At 42.4% G+C, this 17734-nt stretch carries 8 protein-coding genes and 4 pseudogenes; 1 reads left to right on the plus strand and 11 read right to left on the minus strand.

Features of this window, described 5'->3' with window-relative positions; all coding sequences use genetic code 11:
• The 10 genes and pseudogenes from H515_RS0109060 to H515_RS0109105 all read right to left on the minus strand — a co-directional run.
• A pseudogene (locus H515_RS0109060) lies at window positions 1-645 on the minus strand (toxin TcdB middle/N-terminal domain-containing protein); the annotation flags it as partial.
• A gap of 70 nt (window positions 646-715) precedes the next feature.
• Window positions 716-1318 (minus strand): hypothetical protein, encoded by a 603-nt coding sequence (locus H515_RS0109065; protein WP_025878211.1) that lies wholly within the window; start codon window positions 1316-1318, stop codon window positions 716-718.
• Window positions 1315-3561 (minus strand): annotated as a pseudogene (locus tag H515_RS13280) (RHS repeat-associated core domain-containing protein); the annotation flags it as partial. The gene H515_RS0109065 and the pseudogene H515_RS13280, both read right to left, overlap by 4 nt.
• 56 nt (window positions 3562-3617) lie before the next feature.
• Window positions 3618-3908, minus strand: coding sequence for a hypothetical protein (locus H515_RS0109075; protein ID WP_025878248.1), 291 nt, complete (start codon window positions 3906-3908; stop codon window positions 3618-3620).
• Between the two features lie 8 nt (window positions 3909-3916).
• Window positions 3917-5398: pseudogene (locus H515_RS15310) on the minus strand (RHS repeat-associated core domain-containing protein); the annotation flags it as partial.
• A 242-nt stretch (window positions 5399-5640) separates the two neighbouring features.
• Window positions 5641-6072 (minus strand): hypothetical protein, encoded by a 432-nt coding sequence (locus tag H515_RS0109085; RefSeq protein WP_130829985.1) that lies wholly within the window; start codon window positions 6070-6072, stop codon window positions 5641-5643.
• A 142-nt stretch (window positions 6073-6214) separates the two neighbouring features.
• Window positions 6215-13057 (minus strand): Tle-like phospholipase domain-containing protein, encoded by a 6843-nt coding sequence (locus H515_RS14095; RefSeq protein WP_244870072.1) that lies wholly within the window; start codon window positions 13055-13057, stop codon window positions 6215-6217.
• Between the two features lie 84 nt (window positions 13058-13141).
• A complete protein-coding gene (locus H515_RS0109095) occupies window positions 13142-14701 on the minus strand; it encodes a T9SS type A sorting domain-containing protein (RefSeq protein ID WP_025878004.1) in 1560 nt (519 codons plus the stop codon).
• 35 nt (window positions 14702-14736) lie between these two features.
• Window positions 14737-15936, minus strand: coding sequence for an outer membrane beta-barrel protein (locus tag H515_RS0109100; RefSeq protein ID WP_025878006.1), 1200 nt, complete (start codon window positions 15934-15936; stop codon window positions 14737-14739).
• 17 nt (window positions 15937-15953) lie between these two features.
• On the minus strand, window positions 15954-16673 hold the full coding sequence (locus tag H515_RS0109105; protein WP_025878008.1) for a porin family protein: 720 nt from the start codon (window positions 16671-16673) through the stop codon (window positions 15954-15956).
• 318 nt (window positions 16674-16991) lie between these two features.
• On the opposite strand from H515_RS0109105, the pseudogene H515_RS15315 reads away from it, so the two are divergent.
• Window positions 16992-17249, plus strand: a pseudogene (locus tag H515_RS15315) (helicase); the annotation flags it as partial.
• A gap of 237 nt (window positions 17250-17486) precedes the next feature.
• Here the strand turns inward: H515_RS15315 and H515_RS14950 are convergent.
• On the minus strand, window positions 17487-17734 hold a 248-nt coding region (locus tag H515_RS14950), incomplete at its 5' end, for a hypothetical protein (protein ID WP_028901865.1).

Consider the following 17734-nt stretch of genomic DNA (forward strand, 5'->3'; position numbering starts at 1 on the left):
GACAGGGTCATAGCTGTACTTCACCGTGATATCCTCACCACGGGCATGCTGCACCGTTTCACGGTTGCGTCCCTTGGCATCGGTATAGCTCTCCGCATGTCGTCCCAGTGCATCCGTGACCGTTGTCTGGATCATTGGTTCACCGTCATGGCTGCCGATAGAGTAAGCCGTGCGTGTCACACTGCCGTCAGCAAGCGTAACACTCATGGTACGGTTGTGCGCATCATACTCCGTCTTTGCCTGCAGATCACCTGTAGCGTGGTTGTAAGTGCCGATGTTACCATAGCTCTCCGTCATTGGGTAATAAGTCGCAATGCTGCGTCCGAAGGTGTCGATAACAGCCCTCCCGCTGACGATGGAGACCTTTTGATTGCTGCCACCAGACCAAACCACACCCGTCTGCTTCGTCTGAACGGCACGCATCAGCGAGTCGGCAAAGGTATAGGTGTCAATGTTCCCCTCCTTGGAATAATGGATGGTATGCGCCTTACGTTCTGCAGGGAAGTACTCAAAGCGGATGGTGAACGGCTGACCGCTCTCTATCTCATACGGAGCACGGATAGTCATCTGTCTGCCCAGGGCATCGTAGGTGTATTCCATCTTCTGCCCGTTAAGGTCGGTCGTTACGGACGGAGCATAGTTCATCCGTAACCATAGGGATGGGAAATGTACAACTGAAAGCGTCTTTATGGAAAAGACCATACAGTGTTGTGTATTAATCCCAATAGATAGAGTGTGGATTGAGTTCCCTTGTTATTTTAATCTCCTTATCTACATCGGCAACTAACATTCCATTAGGTTTTATTTTATAGATGCCATTTGAATAACATAATAACATTGTATCAATCCATAACTCTAATGAATCATAAATCATAATAGGATCTACAGATAATGTTACTTGTGGACTATAATAATATAGTGCTCCAATGGTTTTACTTTTCGGCGACAAATCAATCAGTATGGGATCTTCCATGATACCATTATAAATAAAAGGAAGCATCTTTCTATGTGCAAAAAAATCATCTGTTGTTGCATCTAACATGTACAAACTCGTAGTAATTGAAACCTTTGCGGGATTCCCTATTGTGGAAAGTTTTACCTGATTATTTATATTAAAAAGAATATTCTCATCTGCCCCGGTAGTCCAATCATAAAAATCAAGTAGCATTTGAAGAGGGTACATTCCAAGATTTGTAAGCACATGAGCAGTTTGATCTCTGTCAAAGCCATCATTACTATCTCTTAACAATCTAAGAATGGGGCTCTCTATTCGAGTTAATTCACCTTCCAGTAAATTTAATTTCTCCTTTAAGTTCATCGTAAATTATCATTATATTGTTGATACTGCATTTCTATACTCATTGATGTTGTTGGTGGAACTATTATTGGAGTTACAGTCCTTGAAACTATCTTTTCAGCAATTGTGCCTATACTTTTAAGAATGGCTACTACAGTTGCTCCTATTGCAATATTCTTAACAACATCTCGGTTGGGATGTATTTTTTCAGTGACAGGAACTGTAGAACCAATAGGAATATGCTGCTTTTCTTTTTTACTATTGTCAGGAACTAAAATAATTAGGAAATGGTCTCCTGTCTTCATATTATTACTTTTCACCAAAGTACTCAAATACTGTCCATGAGATCGATTCTCTGATCTTGGAACTTGCATAACAGAAGCATTAGATCCACCTTCTTCTGTATGTGCATATGGGTATTCATCCCGATCTACTTGTGGGGAAGAAGATATTCCGCTGGCTTTCAATGCTGCAGTTCTTCTTCTAGCAGCATTTATATTACTTGAATCATAAGTTAACAGCGTTGGATTACCTTTCGCAATACCTCTTTTATGATTCATGTATATATACTTCCATTTCTTCTCAGATATATATACACGGACAGTTTTATTTCCTCCTTTTGAATTATTAGCATTCTCTCCTTCTTTACCAATAAGATCAATGAATCTTATAGGATTATTATCACAATATATATAGCTTGATATATTTGGATTCTTCTCCACCAACGGATCCACCCCATACCAGAGACTTGCCATAGGATTCAAGTACCTTGCACCATAATAATACAAGCCGGTTTCGTCATCGAACTGTTTACCGTTGAACTTATAGGGCAGTTCTTCACTGCTACTGTGCTCGTCAACTAACAGCTCACCATACGGTAAGTAAGCATCATACTGTGTGATGTTGGCATGATCGTCTGTAATATAAGACGTACTGCCTAAATGGTCACTGTGATAGAAGAAGGTTTCTTCTTTTGTAGTGTCATTAGGGATGTAGCCGTAACCTGCCTGTGGGTCATCAGGGTTACTCGGGTCATTCCAACTTACAGGTGGACCGGGGTTAGTATTCGGTGTGGTGTTCGGCTTCGGAGTCTGAATCCAACCCTGTGGCACATCATGGTTACCGAGTTCTGTGAGGACGGCATTATACCCTACACCAGTGTTCTCTGGATCACCATACGCACCCTTCTCTGTAGGTACTCCAGGGGCAATGCCTTGCTGCTTATAGTATGCCTCTTTCTGCTTCTGAATCTGATTCATACGTTCAGCATAGTCCTGCTGACCAGCGGTTACGTATGATCCGTTGCGTCCATAGACGTTATTAAAAAGACCTGTCCCTATCCTTGAAGCAACTCGTTTGTCACCAATGAAGTAATGCTTCGTGAATCTGTTCTTGTTGACAGAGAGGATACTTGCTGGATAAAGCGTGAAGTTGTCCGTCTCGTGGAAGGTAATGCCCTGTGGTGCACCATTGATATACACACCCTCCATCGTACCGTAACTCTTCATGATGCGTTCACCAACAGCATTGTAAGTGTAACGACTCGTCTTACCATTGTCAGAGAGTACCATCAGGCGGTTGTCTTCATCCCAATACATCTCACGGGTAGTGTTGGTAGAGTCGTTCGTTACCAGCGTTGGATTACCATTGGCATCGTAGGTGTAATGGTCATGACCAATCTGCGTTGGAGCCGTCGGATGGTTACTGTCCTCGTACTTATAAGCAAAGTTATAAGACTTGGCAGTTGTCGTTGAGTCCACTTTCTGAACCTTCGTCAGTGGTTCACTCATCTGTCCGAACGACATCACCATGTCATACGATGCACGCTTCGCCTTACCACTTGCATGAATAAGGCGGTTCAACTCATCATACTCATACGTATGCGAACTCCTTCCTCCCAGCTTCGCCTTGTTGAGTTTCGTCAGCGACGTTGGGTTGGCAGCATTCGTGATACCGAGGATATTATCCACAGCATCATAACGGTACCTGTTCTCCATCACAGTCTGACCATCCGCTGTAAGGTTCATCACCTGCAGACGCTCACGCTGCTTGTCATATGTATAGGTAGTCTCCGTGCCATTACCGAGCTTCGTATAGACCGTATGACCCTCCTTGTCGTAACCTATCCTGTCAACAATAACGCTCTGACGTCCCTGTTTATTGCTCGTCATGCTCTCCACCTGTCCTGCAGCATTGTAGTGATAAGTCACCACTTCACCGTCAGGATAAGTCATCGTCTGCACCCGGTTCCAGCTGTCATAGGTGCATTATAGGTACAGGGTATAAATTTTATTGATCAGCTGTACATATGGTTCGAAGACTAGAATTCTTCTATTATTTTTGCTATTTCTTTATCAATCTTTTCCATTTTAGGACAAAAAAAAGTTCTCTTATACATTTTTCTAAAGATAAGCACATCTGTTATATTATTTTTTATCCAAAGTTCAAAGACGATCAGAAGGTCTAATGATAGTTTTTTCCCTGTATAATCAGTGATTAGAACATCATAATCACCTATTCGTTTATAGACTTGATTCCCGTTCGGATATAGAGTATATCCATTATTATTAAAAAACTTGATATTTCTCTTTATAAAATATGAATATTCCATAATAACGCTTATTTTGTAGAAGGAACATATCCTAGTCCTGGTATAATAAAAATAATAGCAGGATCAGCCCCATGTTTTATAGCATTGTCTATATTCTTAGCACCATTTTCCCAAGTTGGACGAACAGCCTTATCAAAGCCTAATCCCCATAGAGTACCAAAATAGGGGATATAAGAAGGCGTTTTTAGAACTCCTTCTGTTAAATAATATGATTGATCTTGGATAGTATTAGAAGTGATACCCTTATAAATACTCCCTCCAATATCTATTGTTGTAAGTACCGCTGCAGCCCGTCCAAAAATGTTAGAATACCTTGTAAACACAGGGAGCTTCTTACTTAAAGTTTGATTGACAAGCCGAGAAGTATTTGCGTTTCTCCATATTTTACCTGTCTGATCTATTTGAGTCAATCTTCCATTATATAAATATTGAGTAAACATGGAATTATACATTTTAGAAAGATCCTTTGTCCTTTTATATGCTGCAATATCGGCAAAACCTGCTATGGGGGTTGAAAAATCATTAACTATCATATTGTCAGCTATTGGTAACTTCTTAGGCCCAAAATCCCTTGTTAACGTTCCACCTGTTGTATATGCCTTTGTTCTTGTCTCGTCCATAGCGACAAACCATTCCCCACTTTCGCTATCTTTGTGGTATTGTGCACCCCTTTCTGAGGCTACTTTCTTAGCAGTATCTTCATCATATAATCCAGTAGGATCTATAAGCCTAATCGGATTATCATGGCAATAGGTATAAGAACATATATTAGCATACTTCTCTGCCAACGGATCCACCCCATACCATAAACTTGTCATAGGATTCAAGTACCTTGCACCATAATAGTACAAGCCGGTTTCCTCATCAAACTGTTTGCCGTTGAACTTATAGGGTAGTTCTTCACTGCTACTGTGCTCGTCAGCTAATAGTTCGCCGTATGGCAAGTAAGCATCATATTGCGTGATGTTAGCTTTATCATCTGTGATGTAAGACGTTGAGCCGAGGTGGTCACTGTGATAGAAGAAGGTTTCTTCACGTGTAGTATCATTTGGAATATAGCCATATCCAGCCTGCGGGTCATCAGGGTTGCTCGGGTCATTCCATGAGATTGAGGCACCGGGGTTGGTATTCGGTGTGGTGTTGGGGTGTGGAGTCTGAACCCAACCCTGTGGCACATCGTGGTTACCGAGTGTGTCAATGATAGAGTTATATCCTCGTTTTGTATTCTCCGGATCACCATACGCACCCTTCATTGTAGGTACACCTGGGGCAATGCCCTGCTGTTTATAGTATGCCTCTTTCTGCTTCTGAATCTGATTCATACGCTCTGCATAGTCTTGCTGACCAGCGGTGACATAACTGCCGTTTCTTCCGTAAACGTTATTAAACAGACCCGTTCCTATCCTTGAAGCAACTCGTTTGTCACCAATAAAGTAATGCTTCGTAAAATGATTCTTGTTAATACTGATTATCGAAGTAGGATAAAGCACCTCATGCAGCCGTTCGAAGTCGTAGGTGTAAGAGATGTAACCCTTGTCAGATATCGACCTCCTAAGTTTCGCCGTAAGCTTCGTCAGGAGGTTACCTGCCGCATCATAAGTGTTCCTACCTTCGTGGTCAGGCAGTTGACACTTGCCTCATCGAAGTTCGATTGGAAGAAGGGGAAGGCTGAAAAGAGTACCTCGGTGTTATCAGTTCTGAATATAAATAGGTATTCTAGTTATATGATACATCACATCTTTATTGTATATATGATATTATGATTTAGTTCATATTGGACAAGCCCCAATGACTTATTCCAAACAATAGACTTTACTTCAAGATGAGGCTGATCACCTAAATTATTATTCATGTTGTTTGAATTAATCACAAGGCAACTATCTAATTTACATCCATGTATCTGATATTGAGAAAATTGGACATTTTCATATGAAGTGCTTTTTTCACCAAATATTATGCTATAACGTAGAGGATCTGTATTTTTATTTCTTCGAATATAAAATCCTACGACAAATGATGTACCGGAATGTCTTAATTTCATCTCAACATATGCATTCCCATGAAATTCATGGGAGCCATCATACCATCTAACACCTTCTGGGTCAAATACAAAGGTATTCCTTGGGTTTGAAACTCGCATTGAAATTAATGTTAACGTATCCACCCCCTTGTTTGATGTGAACACAAGTGTATCTGTATCATGGTAATGGTCAATCCATGATAAGTCATCTTTAGTTAGTTGAACCTTGTGTACATAAGGTAAACCACACGATGTTAACAGAACAAGAAAAGAAAATACAAATAGTTTATTCGTCACGATCCTTATAAAAATAGTTGTAGAAATCATCAATCGTATGAGTTGCACCAGTCCCAAGTTGAATGTAATTTATAGCACCTGGTATATCTACATTAGTATTTGACTGGAAATTATGTAACATATCCCCACCATAATAAACGTCTTTTCCAAAAATAGTAAATAATTTCGTTCCTAATGCGATATTATTGGTAATATGACTAGGATTCCCTAATAAATCATCACTTGTTACAGCTGCTGGATTGAATGTAATTGCATCAAAACCAGTTGCCATACTTGCTGCTGCCGCCTCTCCACCACCAAGAGAATGACCAACAAATGTAAAATCTACATTATTGCCATACTTTTCTTTCAATATACTTGATAATATCTCTGCGTTTGCAACTGCCATTTTGTACTGATTTGGGCTTCCTCCATAGTATTGGTCTATGTCGTCAACAACATCACTCCAATCGTCTGTACCAGCAAAAGCATAAACAAATTCTACATGTCCATGATTCGTTCTTTTATATAATTGAGCTTTATAACCATTATCAGATTCACTATTTAACAATACATCATTAATGTTTTTCGTAATTTTATCCACTCCCTTTACAATTTTCCACCCGAAAGCTCGTAGGTCTTTCCGAGTTGTAGTAGCATCATCGCCCCCATAAACATGTTTGGATATAAGAGCAGCTTCAGCAGTTGATGGACGTTTGCCTCTCTGATCTATTAATCTTATGGGATTATCCAACGTATAGACATATCCTCCCGTCGTTGCATATTTCTCAGCTAACGGATCTACCCCATACCAAATACTCGACATAGGGTTCATATACCTTGCACCATAATAGTACAAGCCTGTTTCCTCATCAAACTGCTTACCATTGAACTTATACGGTAAGTCTTCACTCGATGAGTGCTCGTCTACAAGGAGTTCACCGTATGGTAGGTAAGCATCATACTGGGTGATGTTGGCCTTATCATCTGTGATGTAAGATGTTGAGCCGAGGTGGTCACTGTGATAGAAGAAGGTTTCCTCTTTCGTAGTGTCGTTTGGAATATAGCCATATCCAGCCTGCGGGTCATCAGGGTTGCTCGGGTCGTTCCAGCTTACAGGTGGACCGGGGTTGGTATTCGGTGTGGTGTTGGGGTGTGGAGTCTGAATCCAACCCTGTGGCACATCATGGTTACCGAGTTCTGTGAGAACGGCATTATACCCTACACCAGTGTTCTCTGGATCACCATACGCACCCTTCTCTGTCGGTACACCAGGAGCAATGCCCTGCTGCTTATAGTAAGCCTCCTTCTGCTTCTGAATCTGATTCATACGCTCAGCATAGTCCTGCTGACCAGCAGTTACGTATGAACCGTTACGTCCATAGACGTTATTAAAAAGACCTGTCCCTATCCTTGAAGCAACTCGTTTGTCACCAATGAAGTAATGCTTCGTAAAGCGATTCTTGTTGACAGAGAGGATACTTGCTGGATAAAGCGTGAAGTTATCCGTCTCGTGGAAGGTTATTCCTTGAGGTGCACCATTGATATACACGCCCTCCATCGTGCCGTAACTCTTCATGATACGTTCACCGGCAGCGTTGTAAGTGTATCGGCTCGTCTTGCCGTTGTCACTTAAGACCATCAACCGGTTGTCCTCATCCCAGTACATCTCACGGGTAGTGTTCGTTGAATCATTCGTTACCAGCGTAGGATTGCCGTTGGCATCATAGGTATAATGGTCGTGACCAATCTGTGTTGGAGCCGTTGGGTGATTACTGTCCTCATACTTATAAGCAAAGTTATAAGACTTCGCAGTTGTTGTTGAGTCCACCTTCTGCACCTTCGTCAGCGGTTCACTCATCCGTCCGAACGACATTAACATTGAGTAAGAAGCGTTCTTAGCTTTACCCTTTGCAGAGATTAAGCGATTGAGTTCATCATACTCATACGTATGCATACTCCTTCCTCCCAGCTTCGCCTTGTTGATTTTCGTCAGCGACGTTGGGTTGGCAGCATTCGTGATACCGAGGATATTGTCCACGGCATCATACTGATACCTGTTCTCCATCACAGTCTGACCATCCGCTGTAAGGTTCATCACCTGCAGACGTTCACGCTGCTTGTCATATGTATAGGTTGTCTCCGTGCCATTACCAAGCTTCGTATAGACCGTATGACCCTCCTTGTCGTAACCTATCCTGTCAACAATAACGCTCTGACGTCCCTGTTTATTGCTCGTCATGCTCTCCACCTGTCCTGCAGCATTGTAGTGATAGGTAACCACTTCACCATCAGGATAAGTCATCGTCTGCACACGGTTCCAGCTATCATACGTAGCACCATAGACATAAGTCCTGATATCAGCCACGCTCGCCATGACCGTACGGACGGTCTTCGTCACCTCACCCTGTCGACCATAGTAATAGGCTTCACCGCCACTCGCATCCTCAACGAGGGCAAGACGACCGGCACGGTTATACTTATCGCCAGCCTTACCATAGGTGTAGGTAACACGATTGAAGAGGTTTTCAGGATAAAGTATCTCATGGAGTCGCTCGAAGTCGTAGGTGTAAGAGATGTAACCCTTGTCAGATATTGACTTCCTAAGCTCTGCCGTGAGCTTCGTCAAGAGGTTACCCGCCGCATCATAAGTCATATCCGTCTCACCTGCATCAGGATGGTTCACCATCAGTTTGCGACCAAGCAAATCGTAGGCATACTTCGTCTCCCTGCCGTTAGGATGCTGAACCGTCATCACCTGTCCGACAGGGTCATAGCTGTACTTCACCGTGATATCCTCACCACGGGCATGCTGCACCGTTTCACGGTTGCGTCCCTTGGCATCGGTATAGCTCTCCGTATGTCGTCCCAGTGCATCCGTGACTGTTGTCTGGAGCATCGGTTCACCGTCATGGCTGCCGACAGTATAAGCCGTACGTGTCACACTGCCGTCGGCAAGCGTAACACTCGTGGTACGGTCGTGCACATCATACTCTGTCTTTGCCTGCAGATCACCTGTAGCATGGTTGTAAGTACCAATATTACCATGGCTCTCCGTCATTGGATAATAAGCCGCAATATTACGTCCAAAGGCATCGATAACAGCCCTTCCACTGACGATGGAGACCTTTTGATTGCTGCCACCAGACCAGACCACACCTGTCTGCTTCGTCTGGACGGCACGCATCAGCGAGTCGGCAAAGGTATAGGTATCTATGTTGCCTTCCTTAGAATAATGAATGGTATGTGCCTTGCGTTCTGCAGGGAAGTACTCAAAGCGGATAGTAAATGGCTGACCGCTCTCTATCTCATACGGAGCACGGATTGTCTGTTGTCTGCCCAGTGCATCATAGGTGTATTCCATCTTCTGCCCGTTAAGGTCGGTCGTTACAGACGGAGCATTCCAAAGACCATCATAAGCCGTGCTGGAGCTATAGCCGTATGCATCCTTGACACTTGTCACAAGACTGTGATAGAGGTCGTCATACGTATAAGCATAGAACATACGCTGATGATTGTAGTTCTCCGGCTTCGTCATACGTGTGATGTTACCATAGCCATCGTAAGTCATGTTATAGACAGAAGGTTTGTCACCGTTATGGAGCATGATCTCCGTTATCTCACCGTTGCCGTCCACCTTCGTGCTGCGTTCACGATAAGTCTTACCGCTACTGCTGACAGTGATATGGCTCGGAACACTGACAATATACTTATCTGCTATCTTATGATAGTTGATATTTGCCTCTAAGCTATAGTCAGTTGTTGTCTCCTTATATCCCTGCAGGTTACCATAGTCATCGTAAGTATTGCTGACAGCAACTGCCAGACTATCGCCACTATCTACATCAAAGTTACTCTGAACGAGTGTCTTTAGGGCAGGGAAGACAACAGCATCTGTCGTATTATTACCAACGGCGAGTGTCTTCAGGTCGTAGTCATAGACAGCACCCTGCAGTTTCTTTCCATCAGCGGTATAGAGATATTCACTTGTAACAAGTCCATGCGCATAGTAATCCCTGTTCTTACCATAGGTCTGTACGGAGTAACGATAGAGTCTGTCACCATTCTCTGTGTCTATCTGATTGGTACGTACCTGCTTGAAACCATAGAAGTCACGCTCACGGCGGTCACGATAGCCACCACTATATTCAAAGGTGTTCCTGCTTCGTATTGCTCCGTTCTCCTTGTATCCACCCGTCGTCTCAACCGATGACATCACCCAGCGGCGTCCTGGCAAATCGTAACTTGGAGTTGTCTGCTCATACCCGATATTGATATGTCCGCCGAAAGGAAGCGTCACAGAGCGCAGCAGGTTCGTTCTGCCCGTAAGGTTACGATAAACAACAAGCTGCTTTGCCCCATCAGATATGATAAGATCAGGTAGTCCGTCACCGTCAATATCTCTCAAGGCTGCGCTTGTAAAACTAACGCCACTTGACCAAGATTTGGTAACCTTAGCTGTAAACCTTAGTTTTAAAAACAGAATATGTATTGGAATGGAAACAGCAAAATTACCATATTGAGAAACGGACGTTGCCAATGACTCATTGAAACGACCCTGTTGTTCTTCTGAATAAGGAATAAATCCAGAACCCGTATTCAGCATTATGGTGAACTTGTCAGCATTACGAGTTACCATATCAGGTAAGCCATCGCCATTAACATCTATAAAAGACACATTGTACTTTGTTGTTGTCTTCGTTCCATTGACGCCAAAGGATATATCGGCATTACCAAGTACCTCGATGGATGTACCAAGTCCTGCACCCCATGTGCTATTTTCAGAAGACTCCAATGACGTAACACCGCTATTCTCTTCATTTGTAAAGTCATATCCAAGACCAAACTTCACTTTATCACCAAAGAGCATATCAGGAAGTCCGTCACCATCAATATCTACAAAAGCAACTTTACCCGAATTTGAACTCTTACTATTAGAGAAAGATGGACCAACATTTACTGTTCCAGCAGCGAAGCCAATACCTACCATTGTTCCCCAACCCGTAGTGTGGCTTTTTGAAGCTCCACCACCAAGAAGACTTAGATTGTCATCACACCCACGAACCGAATGGCTGAGGAATGCCTCGTAATCTTCTCCTTCGGCCTTCCATAATTCTGCCTTAGAAGAGAAAAGTCCATTTTTGAGGTCATTGTAATAGTCAAAAGATTGTGTAGCAACCTTACCATCCCTACTATCGTTCTGATCAATGCTCTTTAGCAGTATCTTGCCAAACGGTCCTTCTTCATAGTTTAAGGTATAGCTGCGGAGCTGCTGACCATTATTCTTCACTATGACCTTACGGAGTAGCCCCTTGTCCTTTTGCATAATGCCAAGTCTTCCGCTACTCGTCACATCTTTTCGGTCTGTGGCTGTAGAGTCAATATCGAACTCAATGCTATACAATCCTTCCGTCTCCCCGAATCCTGTCCATGTATAGCGTTCAGGATAAAGGTTATTGCCAGACTTCATATAATGGAAAGCGGCAAAGTTCCCGTGGACATCGGTAACACGATCAAGTGCCCATTTGATACGGTTCCCTTTGGTGTCGGTAAGAGAAGTAGCATCACTTACATGACCACCATGACCACCATAACTATAGACTGTACCATCCTTACCAGTCACTTCCCAGTAATAGTTCTTCGGGCTGTTACCCTTTCGGATAATCCTACTGAAACCACCTTCAGTCATTGGATAGAACTGCTTATCAGCTTGTCTTGCCAGAGAATCAGTCCTACGATAGAGTCGGTCACTAAGCTGCTGTCCCATGAGGAGATAGCTCTCACTTTCGTACTGATCTTCGAAACGTGGTACACCCCATCGGGTCTCTATGTCAATGCTCTGTACAGGAAGGCTCCATCCATAGCCAACAAAGCTACTGCCTCCCTCACTGCTGTACTGTAAGCCGGCACTTACACCAATATCATTACGCCCTGCAGGAACTTCGAAAGGATAGGACAGTGTTGCCGTACCATTCTGATTAGCTGATGGGGCTTCAATCTGCTGAATACCTGCTGCTGGGTCAGCAGCCTTCAGTTCACTGATACCTGTAGGGACATAATTCTGTGTTTCGGGACTCTCTGGAACCTTGATGATACCGTTGATGACATCCGTAAAGTGTGATGTCTCTGCCATTGCCACCTCACGTTTAGTATCAATACCTTTTGACTGGAGCATTGTCCAGCGTTGGTGTAGTTCATCATAATAATAGGTGTGGATATCATCTACAGTATAGCCTTTCGGAATCAACGTGCTGTCGTAAGGTACTGAGATACTTGCCAGATGATGGACGAAGTGATTACCATGAGGTAAGAAACGATAACCTGATACCGTATCGGTTCTTGCCATTAAGGTGTCACAGCCACCTGTAACATTCACCATACCCGTAGGCAAGGTTGGTAGTTCACCCTTTCTAAGTGGAGTAATACTGAGAACTTTACCCTTTTCCATAGCCTCACGTGGAACGGCAAGCTGGGCACGCCCAACATTGAGCGTATCGCTGTCAGAGTTGGCAAAGAACTTGCTGACAGTACGTTTGCCTAAGTCTGCAAAAAGTCTTGCAGATTTCCTGTTCGGCTTGTGAGTATCTACACGATTCCCCTTTTCTTTTCTTGCGATTTCTTCGGAGATTCTCTTCACAGGTGAGTTCTGTACACTGTCCTTAACTTGTTTTCGTAAGGAAGTAGCCTTTCGGAAAATGCTATCTTTTTGTACAGAAGAGATTGTATCAGTACATGTAGAATCACTGATTACCGTTTCTTTAGCAGAACGACTACTTCCACCATTACAGGAGTTTAGTATGATTCCTGAAAGCAACAGGAACGGAAGGAGGAGTGAATATGTAGAATACTTCATTATTCTTGCTATTTTGTTTCAGACCTAAAGGTCCTCAATATATATATACTTGCGTTGGAAAATTTTATAAAGGAAAAATGAGATTTACTTCCTCACCAGTTTAAATGTCTTTTCTTTGCTACCACTTTGCAGTGTCAATAAGTAGACACCTGTCTGTGGAAGATAGACTTTGGTTGAAAAATATGTATCAGGCATATTAGTCTGACGACTGACAAGAGCTCCACCCGTCGTATAGAGCGCCATATCCAATGGAGCTACTTCGCTCAGTTCCACCTGCACACTGACATATCCATTCACCGTTGGATTAGGACTTACACTTACATTTGCAAAGATGTCACTACTTCCGTCAGAAGGATTCATGGAAGGAATCTCTGTGATACCTGTCTTCGAAATCTGAAACTCATTCTCAGCCTTGTTGCCCACATGGTCTGTCGTCGTAAGAAGGTATTTCCCTTCTATGAGTCCATCGGCAGACTGTATGCTGTCGCTTGTAGTACGATTGAAAACAGACATGTGTTCTCTCTGTAGAGTCATCTTGTAAGGGGCAATACCGCCTGTTACTCTGACAGAAAGTGTTCCTGTGCTACCGCTCTTCTCCGTTGGCTGCACTACTTCTATCGTTGTAAACATATCTTTGGCAGCTCGTAGCGTGAAGACATCACGTCTTCCTAACGGTATATTCTTAAAGACAATACTATCACCAACTGTCGTATTTGCCTTATGATAGCTTAGAGTTTTGACAGGAAAGCTACCCGTTCCTGTAGGGTCAACGGCAAGATAGTAACTCTCACCTTCTGCAAGAGGCTGTATCTGGCGTAGCTGCTTGCTATCAGCTACAATATCAACATTAGGCTTGTCAATCCGTGTTGCTGTATCCATCCATCTTCTACCGAGCCACTTGCCGTAAGCCTTACTCTGACGGAAAGAAAGTTTACCATTGTTGTCACCCCAAAGAATACTCTCACCATCTTCAAGAGGCTTGCTCATACTGATTGTAAGAAAACCGTCTTCCTCACAGCTCTTGGCTCTTGTCTTATGTAAGGCAGAAGCCTTGTCTGAGATAAGACCAGCTATACGGTGACTATAGGCCTTGTTGGTATAACCATTCCAAATAACCTCACTTCTTGAATTAAGGTAACTGCTGCGAAGGCTTACGTCATATTTTAAAGCAAGATAGCTTTCCACACGGCAACGTTCTGTATCGGAAAGGCGGCGATCGAAGACGGTATACTCAACAGTTCTACCATCAAGGTCCTTTACAGGTAGTTTGGTGTTTCTATTCCGACCGATATGCAGAGTCTGACCGTTGCCCATATTGGAAGAGGTCGTATAGCTGTAAAGTCGCATTTCAGGCAGCGAGTCCTTGGCATAATTCATGAAAGTACCATTGTCAAGGTTTGCAGTACGCTCAGTTGTCTGCATACGAGTAATAGCTTTTCTGCTTCCAAGAGACCATATAGCCTGTTCTTTTTCGCCGTATACCTTACTTACGCCTATATAGGTAAGTCCAGCACCAGCAGAGACACGGAAAGAGGCAGAATCGTGTGACCAAACCATTGGCTTATCTACACCACCAGGGGTCTGAGCTGTAGCTGAAAGAGTGGATATAAAAAAGAAAACTACTGTGAGGTATTTATGTTTCATATAAAGACTGTTTTAATATGATTCGAGGATGCTGCTTATTTAGCTTTGCCAAGTGGAAGACTGTAGCCAATGGTAAGGCTGACAGTCTGAAGATTATTCATACGCTCCTGATAGCCATAGTCATTGGCACTGGTGCGGAGGATATCATTAAATCCGAAACCGTATTCCAGTCCTGCCTCCAGACCATTCTTTACATCAACATAGCCAATCTTTATGGTAGGAATGAATGCTACTCGTGCCTTAATAGATTCTCTCAGATGATCCTGAGTACGTTCTGCCTGCTGTCGATATACCTCTCCAATGCGGTCATTAGTAAAATCGATATTACGGCTGCCAAACGGAATAGCAGCACTAATTCCTGCTCCCATATAGAACTTTGGGAAAGCATAGAAACGAAGCAGGACTTGAGGAGTGATGAAATTATAATGAAATCGTGTAGTCTCGGTTGTATTTTCAGGTTTCTTGTACTCCGTCAGCTTGCTGGAGATACGAGTATAATCAATGTTCAACTCTGCACCTAACCTGCGATATTGCCATGTTCCAAAGACACCAATACGAGGACTGATACCACCACGTTCACTCATAGTGAAAGTAGGGCGTATGTCATAGTTTTCAATAATACTGCTTAATCCTGTAATGATAGAACAACCTACTCCTGCTCTGAGTCCTATCCGAAAAAGATGATGGTGAGGAAAAGAATAAGTTATCAAAGATGATGTATCTTTCGGAATTTCCTCTACTATGGTGGGCTGGCTATTCATAGAGTTGTCAAGAATATGTTCACCTGTTTTCAGATTTGTTGGCTCATTCTCTGGTTCGCTCATCTCATGTTTTCTAATGGCTATTTTATCGTTTACAGATGAAACGTCAGTTGATAACGATGGAGAAAGGATAGGCTGCTCTGACGAGGAATGTTTGCCATTAGCAGTTTTTCTTGTCCTGCTTGATTTTTTAATTCTCCTTGTATTGATACTTGTAACGTTTCGGGACACATTCCCCAGCTTATTATATACACAATATGAACGTCCCGAATCTTTCTGCACATTTGTCTTGTCTAAAGAAGAAACATGTGGTGTAGAAGATTGTGATGGAGCCTTGTCTGCTGTCTTTTGTTCTATACGCTGCACAGACTCTGGTTCGTCATTAACACAACGTTCTATACCAAAAAGAGTAGCTATGCCAAGAAAGATTCCTGCCAGAATATAACGTTTTTTTCTGTTGCTCTTGTCCCTCATAGATAAGCTCATAAGGGCTAAAGTTTAAAAAGATAGCTGATACTTAGCTCTATGTTCTGTCCATGGGTTGAATGTTCTGCCCAGTTATAGTCATTACGTTCTGTCTTAATGGTAGAGTTCAATCCGTGAAAGTAACGTAAATCTAAAGCCCAGTGGTTGCCAATTTCATATCCAAAACCACCGCCAACGGCAATATCTGGCTGCCCTGTTAACTTCTCTTTCATTAGACGTTCCGTCTCATCGACAGTGGCAAAATGATAGTTTGTAAACTTACTTTCTTCTTGATTACTCTCGTAAGATATGCCCTTGCCATTAAGGTTAGCTCCCGCGCGTCCTCCAATTGAAAAATTGAAGCCTTTGCGCCAAGGATAAATCTTCAACAGAGCAGATACGCCAATGTAATTATAACGAGGTGTAACTTTATAGTTTAACTCCTTATTATCATTATAGACAAGCTGTGAAGCCTTCTGCCAATAGCTAAATCCACCTTCAACACCTATGATGGAACCATCGACATGATACAGAGCAAACACACCAACTGTTGGCGTAAGCTGCCACTTGTCTTTGAAACTGTAATTGGAATAATAGTCTTCAGGAACAAGAATCTTATCCAGACCAGTAGTGACAGACATGCCGCCACCCAAACGGATGCCTAACTTGAAGGTGGAATCCTGCGCAGATAAATGCCCGCATGAGAGACATAGTGCTAATACGGTGACTGACTTGATGATGTTCATATTGCTAACTGTTTGATAATTTTTGCAAAAATACGAAAAACAGTGAAAATCAACCGCAACTGTCGTAAATTTAACATTTTTGTAGGCTTAATTCCCTGTAAAAGGAATGAATAGTATGAAAAACTGTGGACGAGAGGTAAAATCCATTGAGTTCGTTGGATATTTCATTTTTAGTTACTATCTTTGCCGTATCTATTGGTCTTTGAAGCATTGCAGAATAATGAAAAGAAACTCGCTCGTTTCTTAATCGTTCACCTTAATTATATCATATATTCTGCTTTCTATTAGTAATCAGCCAATTACATTCATACCCACTACTTTTATGCGGAGATTTGCGATTTTCGCACGGCAAAGGACATCGGTATCGACCGTCCCGAGATAAACGAGATACTGCACAACATACCGCCCACGCCCGAACAGGAAGAATTTATCGGCAAGCTGATGGAGTTCGCCAAGACGGGCAATGCCACACTCTTGGGACGTGCACCACTGAGTGAGAGTGAGGAAAAGGCAAAGATGCTCATTGCAACTGACTACGCCCGCAAAAGATTCAAGAAATCTGTATCTTTCAGATAACCAATAAAATAAGAATGAATAAAGGGTAAAAGGGTTACGACTTGGAAACGAGCGAGTTTCTTTCCCTTTCTTTATTCTGCATTACTTCAAAGAGCACTTAAATTGATAATGCAAAGATAATATTTTCTGATGAAAACAGTGTATTTTTAGGAAATAAATTGTAGATACACCTTAAAATATTCACATCTAATTCTATTGGCACTTATTTATTCAAGTTTTAGTGTTGTTATTATGCTATCAAAAAGGCTCATAATCAATTATTTTACACTGTAAAGTAAGATAAAGAGAGAAAAATGAAACTTTTTCGGGAAAAATCATCAGAAAAATTTGACGGATTGAAATAATTTGCATAATATTGCACTTACAAAAACAGAACAAACGTTCTGTTTTTAATTTAGCAAGTATGAAATAATGGAAAAACAGATAGATAAAGAAAGCATAAGCAAAAGGGACATTATCCTTAATGAATCGTTCAGGCTGTTTCT

Origin of the sequence: Prevotella corporis DSM 18810 = JCM 8529 (assembly GCF_000430525.1) — a bacterium.
GTDB lineage: Bacteria > Bacteroidota > Bacteroidia > Bacteroidales > Bacteroidaceae > Prevotella > Prevotella corporis.

What these genes read in the sequence shown, in the direction of transcription:
- H515_RS0109065 (WP_025878211.1), bottom strand. Translation starts at nt 1,318, where the DNA reads ATGAACTTAAAGGAGAAATTAAATTTACTGGAAGGTGAATTAACTCGA.
- H515_RS0109095 (WP_025878004.1), bottom strand. Translation starts at nt 14,701, where the DNA reads ATGAAACATAAATACCTCACAGTAGTTTTCTTTTTTATATCCACTCTT.
- H515_RS0109100 (WP_025878006.1), bottom strand. Translation starts at nt 15,936, where the DNA reads ATGAGGGACAAGAGCAACAGAAAAAAACGTTATATTCTGGCAGGAATC.
- H515_RS0109105 (WP_025878008.1), bottom strand. Translation starts at nt 16,673, where the DNA reads ATGAACATCATCAAGTCAGTCACCGTATTAGCACTATGTCTCTCATGC.
- H515_RS14095 (WP_244870072.1), bottom strand. Translation starts at nt 13,057, where the DNA reads ATGAAGTATTCTACATATTCACTCCTCCTTCCGTTCCTGTTGCTTTCA.
- H515_RS0109075 (WP_025878248.1), bottom strand. Translation starts at nt 3,908, where the DNA reads ATGGAATATTCATATTTTATAAAGAGAAATATCAAGTTTTTTAATAAT.